This is a genomic window from Bartonella sp. ML70XJBT.G (genome assembly GCF_028618575.1).
In the GTDB taxonomy this organism is placed as follows: Bacteria; Pseudomonadota; Alphaproteobacteria; order Rhizobiales; family Rhizobiaceae; genus Bartonella.
In genome coordinates this window covers 106,366-122,256 of sequence record NZ_JAQITA010000002.1, presented here as the reverse complement: position 1 = coordinate 122,256, position 15,891 = coordinate 106,366, and the positions used below count along the sequence as shown (strand labels likewise).

Genomic DNA, 15,891 nt, shown 5'->3' with positions numbered 1-15,891 from the left:
ATTATTTCCACTTGTCAATAAAAGCCCCAATAGTAAGATTTTGCATATCAGGCAATGCATTGTAAATTTTATCAAGGGACCAGTCCCACCAAGCCATCTCCAAAAGTGCCTGAATCACACCTTCTGAAAAGCGCATCCGCAACAGCTTTGCAGGAACACCAGCCACAATCATATAGGGGAGAACATCTTTAGTTATAACAGCGTTAGCACCAATGATAGCGCCATGCCCAATTGTGATCCCAGGCATAATAACCGCACCATGTCCAATCCATACATCATTCCCAATAATAACACGCTTTGCACGGCGCCTTTCACGAAAAGAGCAATCTAATGGCATATAGCGAAAATATTCATTAGGACGATATGTTATTTTATGCGTTGAAACTCGCTCGACAGGATGTTCTAGCGCATTGACACGAACATGGGATGCAATAGAACAAAAACGCCCAATCTCGCTATAAATAGCTTCACTATTACGCTCAAAATAAGAAAAATCTCCCACCGTTACTTCACGCAAAACCACCCGTTCATTGATTTCCACATAGCGCCCCAATTTACAACCATGCAATCGTGCTGTCGTATGAATACGAGGCTCACTCTCATGGAATCGAAGATCTTTTTCTCTCTCCATCCATCCACCAATTGTTCCTTAAAAAGAACACAAAAGACATAGCAAGCAAAGAAAATCAACCATGAAACAACGATTGCAAAACAAACCCACCAATGCTACAGTTTTTTTGTCTTTTTAAGAGAGTTAAACTATGAAAAATGTCATACGTATCTTAGGGTTAACAGCTATATTTCTTGCCGGTATTTTTCTTTATGATGCGTTAAGAAATAAGCCTTTAGGCGATAATTTTACCCTCACTGACTCCAATGGAAATACCATTACACAAGATGATATACGAAGTAAGCCTTCAATTGTTTTCTTTGGCTTCACCATGTGCCCTGAAGTTTGCCCGACCACATTGCTTAATCTTGATCGCTGGCTCACAGCCCTTGGCTCTGAAGCTGATAAATTAGGGGTATGGTTCATCACTGTTGATCCTGAACGTGATACACCACAAGTACTCCATGATTATCTCAGTAATTTTAACAATAGAATTATTGGGATCAGTGGAGATCCTGAAAAAGTTCATAAAATGGTCAATTCTTTTAAAATTGTTGCTGAAAAAGTATCCGGAACCGATGGGAATTACACCTATAACCATACAGCCGCGATTTTTTTGCTCAAAAAAGGTGGTAAACTGTATGGTGTCATTCCTTATGAAAAAGAGGGCGATAATGAACTAAAAGATGATATCGCCATTGAACGGCTTAAAAAACTTGTCTCCAACTAAATAAAAAGCTGATTAAAGAAAGAACAGAATGTCGCAACAAATTCGTCTGTATTATAATGCTGTTAAAAATGAAGCAGAACAACTATATACTGTTATGGAAACAGCCTTTGACGAAGAAGGATACCCCCTTGCTCTTGCAGAGATTGATGAAAAAAACGCCATTTATGAACTTTCACTCTATGTAGATAAAGAAAACCAAGAGCGTATTTTGCAGCATTTTGCACAAATTCTTTCTGTTGATCCTCATAAAATTAACTGTGAAATTTTGCCCAATATTGATTGGGTTAAACAAAGCCTTGAGGGGCTAACACCTGTACGTGCTGGTCCTTTTTTTGTACATGGAAGCCATAACCGCAAGGACATTCCACAGAATATTTTTCCTATTGAAATTGAAGCAAATCAAGCTTTTGGTACTGGACATCATGGAACAACCGCCGGTTGTTTAGAAATGATTGCCAAGGTGATGAAGCAAGAAAATCCACAAAATGCCCTTGATCTTGGTACGGGGAGTGGAGTTTTAGCCATTGGCATCGCAATGCTCAAACCGATTTCTGTCCTTGCATCCGATATTGACCCGATTGCGATCAAAGTTGCCCAACATAATATCGAACTCAATGGCGTAAAAGAATATATTACAGCTGTTACTGCAACAGGTTTTGCTCATGAAGAGATTGCATCTCGTGCACCTTTTGATCTTATTATTGCCAATATCCTTGCCAACCCGCTCATTGAACTTGCACAAGAAATGGTCCAAGCACTCCAAAGCGGTGGATCACTCATACTCTCTGGAATTCTTGAAGAACAACATTCCCATGTGCTAGAAGCTTATGTAAAACAAGGTCTCAAACATATTGAAACATACCACCGTCAAGGATGGGTTACGATACATCTTAAATAAAAAGGACGGTTATTATGTATCAATCCTTTGTAGCAACAACAAATCCCACGCATGCTGCGGGACGCATTTCCTCCCTTCGTAAAGAGCTTGAACGTCTCGGGTTAGATGGCTTCCTTGTTCCACGTAGCGATGAACATCAAGGAGAATATGTCCCCCCGCACGCCCAACGCCTTAGCTGGCTTACTGGCTTTACTGGATCAGCGGGTGTGGCACTCATTTTAAAAAATCAAGCCATTCTCTTTACCGATGGACGCTATAAGCTCCAAGTTCGTCAACAAACTGATCCGCATATTTTTGAATATGAAGATCTCATAACTTGTCCTCCCTCACAATGGCTTGAAAAAAATGGAAAAAATCTTTTTATTGGCTTTGATCCATGGCTCCACACCATTGCTGCTATAGATACCTTGAAAAAAACATTTGAAATAAACGCAGGTGGAAAGCTGATAGCAGTTCGGCAAAATCCTATTGATCTTATCTGGCATGATCAACCACCATTCCCACAATCTCCCCTGTCAATTCATCCTCTCCAATATGCAGGATGGGATAGTGATGAAAAGCTAAATTTAATTCAGCAAAATATCAAAAAAGCCCATGCTGATGCTTTTATTTTTACAGACCCCTCTTCTATTGCATGGATATTCAATATACGGGGCAATGATGTGTCTAATACACCTTTTGTTCTTTGTTTTGCTCTCATTCACATTAACGAAAAACCTGCCTTATTTATTGACAGCAAAAAGCTTGGTGAAGAACAAAAACAATATCTGCAACGTTATGCAAAATTATATGAACCAGAACAGTTTATTGCAAAAATCAAAGATGATCTTCAAAAAGGAACAGTGTTTGCTCTAGATCCACAATTAGCATGCGAAAAATTACGCACGGTACTTGAAGAAAATGGAAAGTCTTTCATCACACTGACCGACCCTGCTGCTCTCCCCCGTGCCATTAAAAACAGTACAGAATTAGATGGTGCACGCAGAGCGCATCTGTGTGATGGGGTCGCACTCACCCGTTTTTTTTCTTGGTTAGACAAACAAACATTAGGCACTGTGAATGAAATTTCAGCAGCTCAAAAATTAGAAGAGTTCCGTATAAATACAGCGAACGAAATGGGAAAAAAACTGGAAGATCTCTCTTTTGATACAATCTCCGCAGCAGGAGCAAATGGTGCTATCGTTCATTACCGCGTAACAAATGAAACAAATAGACAACTCAATGCTGGTGAACTTTATCTTGTAGATTCAGGGGGACAATACCGTGATGGCACCACAGATGTCACACGCACAGTAGCCATTGGAAATATTGGAGAGGAAGAAAAACGTTGTTTTACTCTTGTTCTCAAAGGCATGATTGCCCTTTCAACGGCATGCTTTCCTAAAGGAACACGCGGACAAGATCTTGATGTTCTCGCACGCATTTCCTTATGGAACGCCGGTTTTGATTACGCCCATGGCACAGGTCATGGAGTTGGCTCCTATCTCTCTGTCCATGAAGGACCGCAAAATATTTCACGCAAAGGATGCCAAGAATTGCTTCCTGGAATGATTGTTTCTAATGAACCTGGGTATTATCGCGAGGGGGCTTTTGGTATTCGTATTGAAAATTTGCTCATTGTAAAACCTGCGCAAAAAATCAATGGTGGAAAAAGAGAAATGCTCTCATTTGAAACACTCACAAACTGTCCCATTGACCGAAAACTGATTCTTCCAGAGCTTTTAACACAGGAAGAACGACAATGGCTCAACGACTACCATGCGCATGTCTATCAGACCAATGCACCTTACTTAAATGAAGAAGAGAAAAAATGGGCAAAAGAAGCAACCATGCCCCTTTAAAGCAGAGAGCATGAACATCTTCTGGCGCTTCTTACGAAAGACTGAACCTTTTCTCTTTAAGAAAAGAATATGTGACTATCAGGAAATATTTTTCTTAGAGGATTCATTTTTTTGCTGATATGATAGACACGCATCCACGTAAAACAGAGCATAGTCACTGGAGCATTCTTAATCTTAACAAAGAGATCCCTTACTGCCTCTATACGGCTCTGTCTCTTATTTTCTCACCGAGAAACTTTCATTATAATCCTTAGTATAATCTCTATCATGCCGACCATAATCAATTCATTATGGCATTTTGCACAATCATCAACAGTATAAAAACGCACCCAATCACGAATTCAAACATACTATTTCAGAATTATTTTCAATAAAGAAAACCCCATATCAAAAAATGCCTTTCTGACAAGGATTCTTTAATAACCTACTCACCATTTCTTCAAATTTTCCAAGATTAAAAATATATTTATTGCTTGGCAATAAAAGAGAGTGCTTCCATTGCATCTGTGATGCGATTTTTTTGAAAAACGAGTAGAAAAATATTCTTGAAATCAGCACACAAAACATGAAAAGCTGTATCTTTCTCCTCATAACAAAGCAAAAAAATCTCCTTATTATGTCACCATTCTGAAGAAAAATTATAAGCTTCTCCAGAGTGACATAGGAACTTCTCATGTTCATAAAATCCGGCATTGGGAAGAATAACTAAAACTACTCCATTCATCTACTTGTGAGAAACCTCCTATCCACCAATCAACTTCAGCCAAGCCTCTTCATCAATAACCTCAACGCCTAACTCTTGTGCTTTAGTCAATTTTGATCCTGCTCCAAGTCCAGCAACCAGAAGATCAGTTTTTTTAGAAAGAGATCCTGAGGTCTTTGCCCCTAATCTCTCCGCCAATGCCTTTGCTTCATCGCGTGACATACGTGCCAAAGTTCCAGTAAAAACAATAACCTTTCCTGCCACGGGCGAGGAATCTGTTAAAACAGGCTCCTCATCAAGAGGCGTTACTTCTTGCAGCAAGACAGACAACACCTCACGATTATGTGCTTCCTCATAAAAATCAACAATTGCACTCCCTACCTGTGGTCCAATCCCTTCAATATTGGTAAGTTCCAACCAAGCTTCATTGCCTTCTTCATTCTTCTTCTCACAGGATATGATTGCTGCCCTTACCGCTGTCTCAAAAGCCGTATAATTTTGGTAAGCACGTGCAAGACGGCGGGCATTAACCTCTCCCACATGACGAATTCCTAAGGCAAATAAAAAACGGCTTAAAGGAATTTTTCGTCGTGCATTAATGGCATCATAAAGTTTACGCACTGAAACAATACCAAAGCCTTCCATATTTTCCAAACGTACCAGAGAATTTTCTTGGCGCCGTTGTAAAGTAAAAATATCAGCTGGTGTATGAATACGAAGCGTCTCGTCTTGAACATGAAAGAAAAACTCCACCTGTTTTTTTCCAAGTCCCTCAATATCAAAGGCATTGCGCGAAACAAAATGACGAATACGCTCAATCGCTTGTGCTGGACAAATCAGCCCCCCCGTACACCGACGCACAGCTTCCCCTATCTCACGAACAGCATGACTCCCACAAGCTGGACAGATATGAGGAAAAACAAAAGCAGAAGAGTCTTTAGGGCGCTTTTCAGCAACAATATCAACAATTTGAGGAATGACATCACCAGCACGCTGTACAATCACCCTATCACCTACACGGATATCACGCCCTTCACGAAGGGGTTCTCCTTTATGACCAATGCCCTTAATATAATCTTCATTATGTAAACTTGCATTGGTAACCACCACACCACCAACAGTAATAGGAGCAAGGCGTGCAACAGGAGTTAAGGCTCCTGTACGACCAACCTGAATATCAATCCCCTCTAAAAGTGTTATAGCTTTTTCTGCTGGAAACTTATGCGCTATTGCCCAACGTGGCGAACGAGAGACAAAACCCAGACGCATTTGCAGCATCAAATCATTAACCTTATAAACAATCCCATCAATATCATAGCTTAGAGCATGACGGCGTTCTTCGATATCGTGATAATAGGAAATAATCTCTCCTACAGTCTTAAAAACTTTTGTGAATGGATTGATGACAAACCCATATTCTTGGAGCTTTTTCATCATCTCCATTTGCGTTGTTGCAAACACTTCATTCACTTCGCCACACGCATAAGCAAAAAAATGTAACTTTCTGCTGGCAGTTATCCGTGAGTCGAGTTGACGCAACGATCCAGCTGCTGCGTTTCTAGGATTAGAAAAAGCTAATTTGCCCTTTTCTTGTTGCTTCACATTCAGTGCTTGGAAATCCTCCCGCCGCATATAAACTTCACCACGCACCTCAAGAATATCAGGAAATTTTCCTTGCAAAACTTGTGGAATATCAAAAATTGTTCGTGCATTTGCCGTGACATTTTCACCGACAGTTCCATCACCACGTGTTGCAGCACACACAAGCTGCCCTTTTTCATAGCGCAAAGATAAAGATAAACCATCAATCTTTGGCTCTGCGGTTATTTCCAAGACTTGTTTTTCTGGCAACCGCAAAAAGCGACGAACCCGCTCAATAAACTCACTGACATCTTCAGAACTAAAGGCATTATCAAGTGAAAGCATTGGCTGTGCATGAACAGATTTTTCAAACTTTTCAGAAACCGGTGCTCCAACTTTATGTGAAGGAGAATCAGGACGCATAAGTTCAGGAAAGAGAGCTTCAATTTCTGCGTTGCGCCGACGCAGAGCATCATATTGCGCATCAGAAATTTCAGGTTGGTCATCACGATTATAAAGCATATCATGACGTGCAATCTCTTTTGCCAGCCACTCCAACTCACTTTCCGCTTCAACAGCAGTGAGATTTTTAATTTCATCTTTATTCATAAAAATCTATTCCAAATGATGAACTATAACCATAAGAAACTTAATTCTTTGTCACATACAGAATCCCCATAAGCACGTGCTTTCTCATGAGTTCATGGATAAGCAATCTTTTATGACTCAAGTCTTTATGCGAGAAGCTTTTGAGCAGCTGCACGCGCTTCTTCAGTAATCTGTTCTCCTGCCAACATACGAGCAATTTCTTCTGCACGTTCATGCTCTTCCATTTTATGAATAGCTGTCACAAAACAGCCTTTATCATCATTTTCCATCTTCGAGATAAGAAAATGACTATGCGCTTTTGATGCGACTTGGGGTGCATGTGTAATAGCAAAAACCTGAATTCTTTCCGATAAACGTTGCAACCGTTGCCCAATAGCTGCGGCAACAGCTCCCCCCACACCTGTATCAATTTCATCAAAAATCAGTGTAGGAGCCGACCCACGATCGGATAACACAACTTTTAATGCCAATAAAAAACGAGATAACTCACCACCAGAAGCAACACTCAACATTGGCCCAGCACGTGTTCCAGGATTGGTCCGAACAAAATATTCAATACGGTCTATCCCTTCTGCACTTCGTCTTTCAACATCACTTTGCATTTCAACAATAAATTCTGCCTTTTCTAATTTCAATGCTGGCAGCTCTGCCATAACACTTGCAGACAAGTGCTTTGCCACTTCTCGACGCTTTATTGATAAGGCTTGTGCGAATGTATCATAATTTTTTTTTGCTTGCCCCGCCTCATCTTCAAAACGTGCTAATGTGATTTGCGCCTCTTCAAAATCAGCAAGTTCAGCATTCATTTTATCGCGCAACTGCACCAATTCATCGGCAGAAACCTGATATTTGCGAGCAAAACCACGAAGGGCAAAAAGACGTTCTTCTATCCGTTCCAATTCATCTGGTTCAAAATCCAATGCCCGCACTGCCGCCTCGATTCCTTCTTGTGCTGTTGCAAGTGCACACAATGCCTCATCAAGAGATTTTACCACAGGAGCAATAAGTTCTTCTGCCTCATGAATTTTGCGTTCCAAACGCCTCACCAAATTGGAAAGGACAGGAATTGGTGATTTTTGACCACTTAAAAGATCATCAGCTTCCTTAATATCCGTGGCTATTTTTTCCAATTTAAGCATATCTGCGCGCCGAAGAGAGAGAGATTCCTCTTCACCAACTTGAAAATCAAGCTTTTCAAGTTCTTCCACACAAGAGCGAAGATATTCAGCCTCGCGCATTGCATTTTCTATTTTAAGACGCTGTTGCTGCAAACGCTCTTCACATTCATGCCATACCCTATAACATTGCCGCACATTTTCTGTCTCATCCTCAAGCCCACCAAAGGCATCTAATAATTGACGATGTGTGGCAACATCAACAAGCGCGCGATCATCATGCTGACCATGGATTTCAACCAACTGACGTCCAATATTACGCATCAAAGCAACACTGGCTATCTGATCATTGATAAAGCCACGACTACGACCATCACTCGATTGCACACGCCGTAAAATAATATCGCCTTCATCATCAAAACCATTTTCACGAATCAACTGACGCACAGGATGCAAAACAGGGACATCAAAGACAGCCGTCACCTGCCCGTGAGCAGCACCATGACGCACCAGAGAGGCATCACCACGTCCGCCCAGAGCTAACGATAAAGCATCTAGTAAAATAGACTTTCCAGCACCCGTTTCTCCAGTTAAAACAGACAAACCGGCTGTAAAATGAACATCAAGCGTTTCGATCAAAACAATATTATGAACCGAAAGCTGTACCAGCATAGAGAATCAACGTACCCTATTCTTCTCACCACCTAAAGCACGTGAGATCCAAGAAGATTTATGCTCCTGTGGCGATATGCTATTCTTGTGCAACAAATTATAAGCAAATTTATACCACTCACTTTTTGGATAATTACGTCCTAAAATAGCCGCTGCTGTCTGTGCTTCTGTTGTCAAACCAAGAGCAAGATTCACTTCTGTTAAGCGAAAAAGTGCCTCTTCAACCTGATTTGTATCGGAATACTCCTCAACAACTGTACGAAATCTCCTACTTGCTGCAAGATAACGCCGTCCTTCTTCATAATAACGACCAACCTGCATCTCTTTACCAGCCAACTGTTCTCGCCCAAAACGTATTTTGTCTTGAGCATCCTTGACATATTCAGAATTTGGATAACGCTCTATGAGAAGCTGCATAGCAGCAATAGCACGTTTTGTATCGCGCTGATCTCGTGTAACATCAGGAATCCGACGGAAAGAAGAAAGACCTATAATATAATAAGCATAAGCAGAATCATCTGACCCTGGGTAAAGCGTAATATAGCGCTGAGCCATACTAATTGAATCATCATATTTGCCGAGTCGATAATTTGTAAAAGCACCCATCACTAAGGCTTTACGCCCAAAATCCGTATAAGCATACTGCTTTTCAATGGTAAGAAACTTTTTCGACGCATCGCTAAGTTTTCCATTCTCAAGGCTTGCGAGTGCCTGATTATAGAGAACATCTGGTGGATCCATTTTTAAAACATACGCAGATGGATCAAGGGTATTTTTCTCTTTAAATAAACAACCCGCTAACATGCAGGTGCTCCCCAAAAGCATCACCCCCAATACCTTGCATACAATGTTAGATTTCCTATATGCCATATTTTCAATACATACATAAGATTTTATCATAGTTCTTCCGGCCTCCAGAGAATATCACCTTGTAGCAAAAATTGTTTATGAGAAGTTCTTATACCATATCACTTGAGAATCCACTAACCAATTTAGCAGCTTAAAACGGATCATCCCCTTAAAAATCAAACAGACTTTAAGGAAATCTTTTCAATTTTTTTGTCCCACCCTATAAGTAGCTTTCTTCATAGCATGATTCGTCTGCTAAAACAGCCTTCACCAATTGCGAATTCATCCTATGTCCACTACAATAGGAACGAAATAATCCAATAAAAGGCGCGCCAAGTAAAGCCGTATCACCAATCGCATCAAGCATTTTGTGCCGTACACATTCATCTTGCCAATAAGGACCATCTGAATTCATGATTTTATCATCAAGATCGATGATAAGAGAATTTTCTAACGAAGCGCCTAACCCCTTTCCAGAACTCCATAATTTTTCCACGTCTTTGACAAAACCAAAAGTACGGGCACGTGACAACTCATCTCGAAACCCTTTTGTGGTAAGATCAAAATTGAAATGTTGATTTCCAATAACAGAAGAAGGAAAAGAGATTGTTATATCGAAACGACGCCCATCAAATGGCAAAAACTCTGCCATACCATGAGCTCCTTCAATCCGCAGTGGCTTTTTTATAATGAAATAACAACGCAAAGCATTTTGCTGTACAATGCCAACTTCTTCAAAAGCTTGACAATATTGCCAAGCAGCTCCATCCAAAATAGGGATCTCATAACTCGACACTTCAATAATGAGATTATCCAAATTGTAAGCAACGATTGCAGCCATCAAATGTTCAATCGTTTCAATTCTAAACTCTCCATGCCCAAGCACTGTTGATAATTCAGTCGCTCCTATTTGCGATGCATGTGCTTGAAATATCTGTTCTTTTCCATCTAATCCACAACGCTTAAAAACAATACCATTTCCCACATGAGCCGGACAAACTTTCACCACAGATAAACACCCACTATGAACACCATATCCCTTAAATGTCACAGCTTTTTTAAGAGTAGACTGATATTTTTGTACCAACATCATGATAGCACTTTATAAATATTGTTTAGAAACGTAAAAAATATTTATAAAACGATAAAAATGATATTCATAGCAAATTATGAACCCACTTATTACTAAGCGGGTTCATAAAAAACAGAACATTTTTTCAAAAGTCTAGTATATTTTACCCCCCAAAGCTTTTATACTTTACTTTTCCGCTTTTACAGAAGAGGTGAAAAAACTCTTTTCTTCACTTTTAGCCCATTAATTGACCTGACGACGTAAAAACGCTGGTATTTCCAACTGATCCTCTTCATTGATAAAATTACGCTGATCTTCCGGCACATGGGGATGCAACGCACCAGAACGACGTGGAACATAAACAGAAGCATCTTGAGAAAGCGCCCGAGAATTTTTATTATAAACCTGCGTTTCTTGCTGCTGAGAAGAATTTACAGCAGGCTCCAATCGAGCTTCTGGTTCAGCTTCCTCACGATGTGTTAAACTTTGTTTCAAACGCTGCCAAAGATTGCGAGGCCCCTGTTCGCTAGCTGCTGCGCTCCCCTGTTGACTATGCGCAACAGGAGGAAAATCCTTTAATTCAGGCATACGCATAGGTGGACGTGCTTGCATCTGTTGTGCTTGTCTTTGTTGCACTTGCTTCTCTTTCTGCTGTACAACATCTGCCATCTCATCAAGGACATGTGCTGTAGCCTCCATACTCACTGGAGCAACCACAGACTGCTGAGAACCACGGCTTACTTGCATACGTGGCGCATTTGCCATCTGCCCATGTACAGAACTCGATCCATAGGAAGCAGCGCTTGCATTCCGTACAGCAACAGCATCTGCAGGTTGTGCAAAAATCTGACTTTTAGGACGAAACTGTTCCCCTGTCGATTTACCTTTTTCTATTTCAAGTGCTTCGATCACCTCTACCATTGACTCAGAACGCAATGGAGGTGACGGAACATGAAAAGAACTCTGCGCCATGCTGGGATCACTTTTGCGAATTGGAGCTGCTGGTCTGTGACTTTGAGGATGAGAAGATTGAATCACATCACTCATCTCACGATCAATACCCGTTGCAACCACGGATACACGAATAACACCCTCTAAGGACTCATCGTCAATAGCACCAAAGATAACATTTGCATCCGCATCCACTTCTTCGCGAATACGATTAGCAGCCTCATCAACTTCAAAGAGCGTCATATCACGACCACCCGTAATAGAAATGAGCAAGCCACGAGCACCACGCATAGAAGTATCATCCAACAGTGGGTTTGCAATAGCCGCTTCAGCAGCATTCAAAGCACGACCTTCACCAGACGCCTCACCAGTTCCCATCATCGCTCGACCCATTTCGTGCATAACAGAACGAACATCCGCAAAATCAAGATTAATAAGTCCCTCTTTAATCATGAGATCTGTAATGGAAGCAACACCAGAATAAAGCACTTGATCAGCCATAGCAAAAGCATCAGCAAAGGTTGTCTTTTCATCGGCGATACGGAAAAGGTTCTGATTAGGAATAACAATTAATGTATCAACAGACTTTTGTAATTCTTCAATACCAGCCTCTGCCGTTTTCATACGGCGTGCACCTTCAAACTGAAATGGCTTTGTCACCACACCAACAGTTAAAATACCTTTTTCACGCGCAGCGCGAGCCACAACAGGCGCCGCCCCTGTTCCGGTACCTCCACCCATACCAGCAGTAATAAAAACCATATGGGAATCTGCCAGATGATCGATAATTTCATCAATACATTCTTCTGCAGCCGCTTGCCCCACTTCTGGCAAAGCACCAGCCCCTAATCCTTCTGTGACTGCCGCACCAAGTTGGATAACGCGTTCCGCCTTTGACATAGCCAAAGCCTGCGCATCTGTATTCGCAACAACAAAATCAACTCCCTGAAGACCAGCATTAATCATATTATTCACGGCATTCCCGCCACCACCGCCAACACCAAAAACGGTAATACGTGGCTTTAATTCCGCGATATCTGGCCGATGCAGATTAATCGTCATTTCCTTTTCCTTCCCATAAGACATCGCCAGCCCAAGCGATGAAATTTAACTTCCTATACAACAAACTTAACTAAAAACTCTCACGCAACCACTGACCAACACGCTGTAAATACCCACGCGTGCCCACCGATAAATGATTCACTGCAGTCTTCATTGTTTTTTCTTCAAAGCCCACCAATTGTGGATAAATTAACAATCCAACAGCAGATGTAAACGCCGCCCCTTTTGCAAGGGAAGGAAGCCTCGAAATACCCAAAGGCCGCCCAATACGAACATTTCTTCCCAAAATAGTACGTGCCATCTCTGGCAATCCTGTTAATTGGCTTGCACCGCCAGTTAAAATGACACGCTTACCAATAATGTGAGCAAAACCAGAACGATTTAAACAATCACGTACCATCTCTAAGATTTCTTCAACACGTGCACGAATGATACGACCAAGAACAGCACGAGGATATTGCGTTTCACGCTGTTCGCTCCCTATCTCCGCCACATTAATCATATGTTGCTCATCAGCACTTGACGGAAGCGCTGAACCATAGACAACTTTTAAACGTTCTGCCTCTGTAAGAGACATAGAGAATCCACGCGCGACATCAAGAGTCACATGATTTCCACCAACGGCTAAAGCATCCGCATGAACAAACTTTCCCTCGAAAAACACTGAAAATGTTGTTGTTCCACCACCAAAATCAATACATGCCGCCCCTAAATGCGCCTCCTCATTCATCAACACAGCAAGACCACTTGCAAAGGGCGTTGCAACCATTGCTTCGACACTCAAATGCGCGCGATTAATGCAAGTTTCTAAATTACGCAAAGGCGCAGTTTCTGCTGTCACCACATGCACATCCACACCAAATGTTTCCCCCGTCATTCCAACAGGATCAGAAATGCCTTTATCTCCATCCAAAACATAAGAAACCGGAACTGAATGCATAATATGACGCTCAGCATCAAAAGCCTTGCGTGAAACATCTGAAAACGCCACACGCACATCACGCTGCGTTACTTCACGGCCATTTAAACGTACCATACCGTTGATAAGAGCACTTTGTAACCGGCTTGAAGAAAAATTGACAATCACCGAATCCACCACCAAACCAGCCATTTTTTCTGCTGCATCAACTGCTAATCTTATAGATTGCTCTGCTGCAAACATATCCATTACAACACCGGATTTGATACCGCGCGAACGTTGCACTCCAAAGCCTAAAATTTCCATAGAGTGTGTACGACCATGTAAATAATGCGCATGCTTCAAAGGACGCAAACAAGCAATAAGACAAACAATCTTACTTGAGCCAACATCAAGAACCGTTAAAAAACGTGTTTTACGTCCCCCCAGATGGTGTGACCTGAGTAACATCATAGGCTCCCTGTCTTTCGTGCTTTTAAAATACGCTCTTCTTCTGCCACAGCAGCACGACGACGCTCCAACGCTTCGTCTGACAAAGAAACTGTAACACGGTCAAAAAGACGCAGATCAATCCTGAGAACATCACGAGAAAAAAGATCTTGCACTGCACCTGTCTTCATCAAAGAAGAAAGTCGTTCAAGTGCGCCCTTTTCAGGCAACATAACACGTACTCCATTATCCAAGACAAGATCCCAACGCCGATCACCCACCCGCACAAAAGCACGAACACGATTGTAAACTTCCGGATATACGGACAGTGCTTGAAGAAACATTTTAGCAGAATTTTGCGCCCCCTGACCAACGACGAGAGGCAAATCCCGAACATTTCCCCCTTGAAAGGGCACAATAACGCGGCCTGTACTATCAACAACATCCATCATGCCATCATGCTGCCAAATGGCATAAGGTTCACGCTCCACGAGAGAAATACGCACGCGATTAGGATAAATCTTCTGAATATTCGCAGATTGAATCCAAGGCTGTTTTTCTAAAAGAGAACGCGCTCTATCAACATTAAGAGCGAAGATAGATTGCGCAGCTTCAAGTTCTAAAATTTTTAAAATTTCCTGTTTTTCTAAACGTTTATTACCACTGATATCGACATCGGTAACCACGAAACCAACATCCGACACAGCTGCCTTCATCACCATTCCCATCTGACCACTTGATGAAAGCCCATAAAGCACCGTAACAAAGAAAAATAAGACAACAGCAAAAGAGCCAAAATGGCGTGGAACATGAATATTAATAAAGAAAAACTCAAACATAAACCGAAGAAAGCGACGATATAGTCGTGGCAAAGCTGGCACTAACGGCACCTCCATCGGAACATTTATTTTATTAACATTCAACGCATACATGACGCGTCCTCCACCATCCACTGAACAATATCGCCGTAAGTACGACCACTTGCTTTTGCAATATCAGGAACAAGAGAAGTACATGTCATACCGGGCTGAGTATTAATTTCAAGCCAAACCAATTCTCCCGTTTCCTCATTAAAACGAAAATCAGAACGACTAACGCCTCGACAACCTATCGCCTGATGTGCTGCTAAAGACATTCTTTGCACATTTTGGTAAATATTTGATGAAAGTTGTGCAGGACAAATATGAAGAGAACCACCAATCTTATATTTTGATTCATAATTATAGAATTGAAAATGCGGATCAGGAAGAATTTCACAAACATCCAGCACTTCATTTCCCAAAACAGCACAAGCAAGTTCACGACCAGGAATATATTTTTCAACCATCACCTCATCTGCATAATTCCACTCAGTCGTTACAACATGCCGTGGTGGTGAAGGCTCATTTTCCTTTACAATCACAACCCCAAAACTCGACCCTTCACATACCGGCTTAACCACATAAGGAGGTTCCATAGGATGTGCTCCCCCAATAGCAAAACGATTCATAACAACAGAAGGTGCAACCGAAATCCCAACGCTTGCAGCAATAATTTTTGCACGCCCCTTATCCATCGCCAATGCAGATGCCATCACTCCAGAATGCGTATAGGGAATTTTTAAATATTCAAGAATTCCCTGAATGCAACCATCTTCACCAAATAAACCATGTAATGCATTGAAAGCGATATCAGGTTGCAATTGTTCAAGAATAGAAGCGATATGGCTATCGACATCCACCCGACTCACGCGATACCCTTGTGCTTCAAGAACATCAGCGCAAGCATTACCTGAAGATAAGCTTACAGACCGTTCAGAAGAAATCCCCCCCATTAATACAGCTATATGCTCATCTTTCATAACAACTCGC

At 41.6% G+C, this 15,891-nt stretch carries 12 protein-coding genes; 3 read left to right on the top strand and 9 right to left on the bottom strand.

Annotation, left to right across the window (positions count from 1 at the left end):
* Position 1: 1 nt before the first annotated feature.
* Positions 2-631 (bottom strand): DapH/DapD/GlmU-related protein, encoded by a 630-nt coding sequence (locus PVV64_RS01765; protein ID WP_273759372.1) that lies wholly within the window; start codon positions 629-631, stop codon positions 2-4.
* 130 nt (positions 632-761) lie between these two features.
* Here PVV64_RS01765 and PVV64_RS01760 point away from each other — a divergent pair, with 130 nt between their 5' ends.
* The 3 genes from PVV64_RS01760 to PVV64_RS01750 are packed head-to-tail and all read left to right on the top strand — an operon-like array spanning position 762 to position 4,079.
* Positions 762-1,340, top strand: coding sequence for an SCO family protein (locus tag PVV64_RS01760; RefSeq protein ID WP_273759371.1), 579 nt, complete (start codon positions 762-764; stop codon positions 1,338-1,340).
* A gap of 28 nt (positions 1,341-1,368) precedes the next feature.
* A complete protein-coding gene (locus tag PVV64_RS01755; RefSeq protein WP_273759370.1) occupies positions 1,369-2,238 on the top strand; it encodes a 50S ribosomal protein L11 methyltransferase in 870 nt (289 codons plus the stop codon).
* Between the two features lie 14 nt (positions 2,239-2,252).
* Entirely contained in the window at positions 2,253-4,079 is a 1,827-nt protein-coding gene (locus PVV64_RS01750) for an aminopeptidase P family protein (protein ID WP_273759369.1), read from the top strand.
* Positions 4,080-4,821: 742 nt separating this feature from the next.
* Here PVV64_RS01750 and ligA read toward each other — a convergent pair.
* The 8 genes from ligA to PVV64_RS01710 form a co-directional block, all read right to left on the bottom strand.
* Positions 4,822-6,972, bottom strand: coding sequence for an NAD-dependent DNA ligase LigA (ligA, locus tag PVV64_RS01745; protein ID WP_273759368.1), 2,151 nt, complete (start codon positions 6,970-6,972; stop codon positions 4,822-4,824).
* Between the two features lie 125 nt (positions 6,973-7,097).
* Positions 7,098-8,759 (bottom strand): DNA repair protein RecN, encoded by a 1,662-nt coding sequence (gene recN / locus PVV64_RS01740; protein ID WP_273759366.1) that lies wholly within the window; start codon positions 8,757-8,759, stop codon positions 7,098-7,100.
* Positions 8,760-8,765: 6 nt separating this feature from the next.
* Positions 8,766-9,659 (bottom strand): outer membrane protein assembly factor BamD, encoded by an 894-nt coding sequence (locus PVV64_RS01735; RefSeq protein WP_273759365.1) that lies wholly within the window; start codon positions 9,657-9,659, stop codon positions 8,766-8,768.
* Positions 9,660-9,828: 169 nt separating this feature from the next.
* Entirely contained in the window at positions 9,829-10,701 is an 873-nt protein-coding gene (gene lpxC / locus PVV64_RS01730) for a UDP-3-O-acyl-N-acetylglucosamine deacetylase (protein ID WP_273759364.1), read from the bottom strand.
* Positions 10,702-10,923: 222 nt separating this feature from the next.
* Complete coding sequence (ftsZ, locus tag PVV64_RS01725; protein ID WP_273759363.1) at positions 10,924-12,693, bottom strand: cell division protein FtsZ; 1,770 nt, start codon at positions 12,691-12,693, stop codon at positions 10,924-10,926.
* A gap of 70 nt (positions 12,694-12,763) precedes the next feature.
* The gene (ftsA, locus tag PVV64_RS01720) at positions 12,764-14,065 is read right to left on the bottom strand and encodes a cell division protein FtsA (RefSeq protein WP_273759361.1); all 1,302 of its coding nucleotides are present in this window, start codon (positions 14,063-14,065) and stop codon (positions 12,764-12,766) included.
* The gene (locus PVV64_RS01715; protein WP_273759360.1) at positions 14,062-14,973 is read right to left on the bottom strand and encodes a cell division protein FtsQ/DivIB; all 912 of its coding nucleotides are present in this window, start codon (positions 14,971-14,973) and stop codon (positions 14,062-14,064) included. Before PVV64_RS01715 ends, ftsA begins: the two co-directional genes overlap by 4 nt.
* The gene (locus tag PVV64_RS01710; protein ID WP_273759359.1) at positions 14,961-15,881 is read right to left on the bottom strand and encodes a D-alanine--D-alanine ligase; all 921 of its coding nucleotides are present in this window, start codon (positions 15,879-15,881) and stop codon (positions 14,961-14,963) included. The genes PVV64_RS01715 and PVV64_RS01710 overlap by 13 nt, the downstream gene beginning before the upstream one ends.
* Positions 15,882-15,891: the final 10 nt, after the last annotated feature.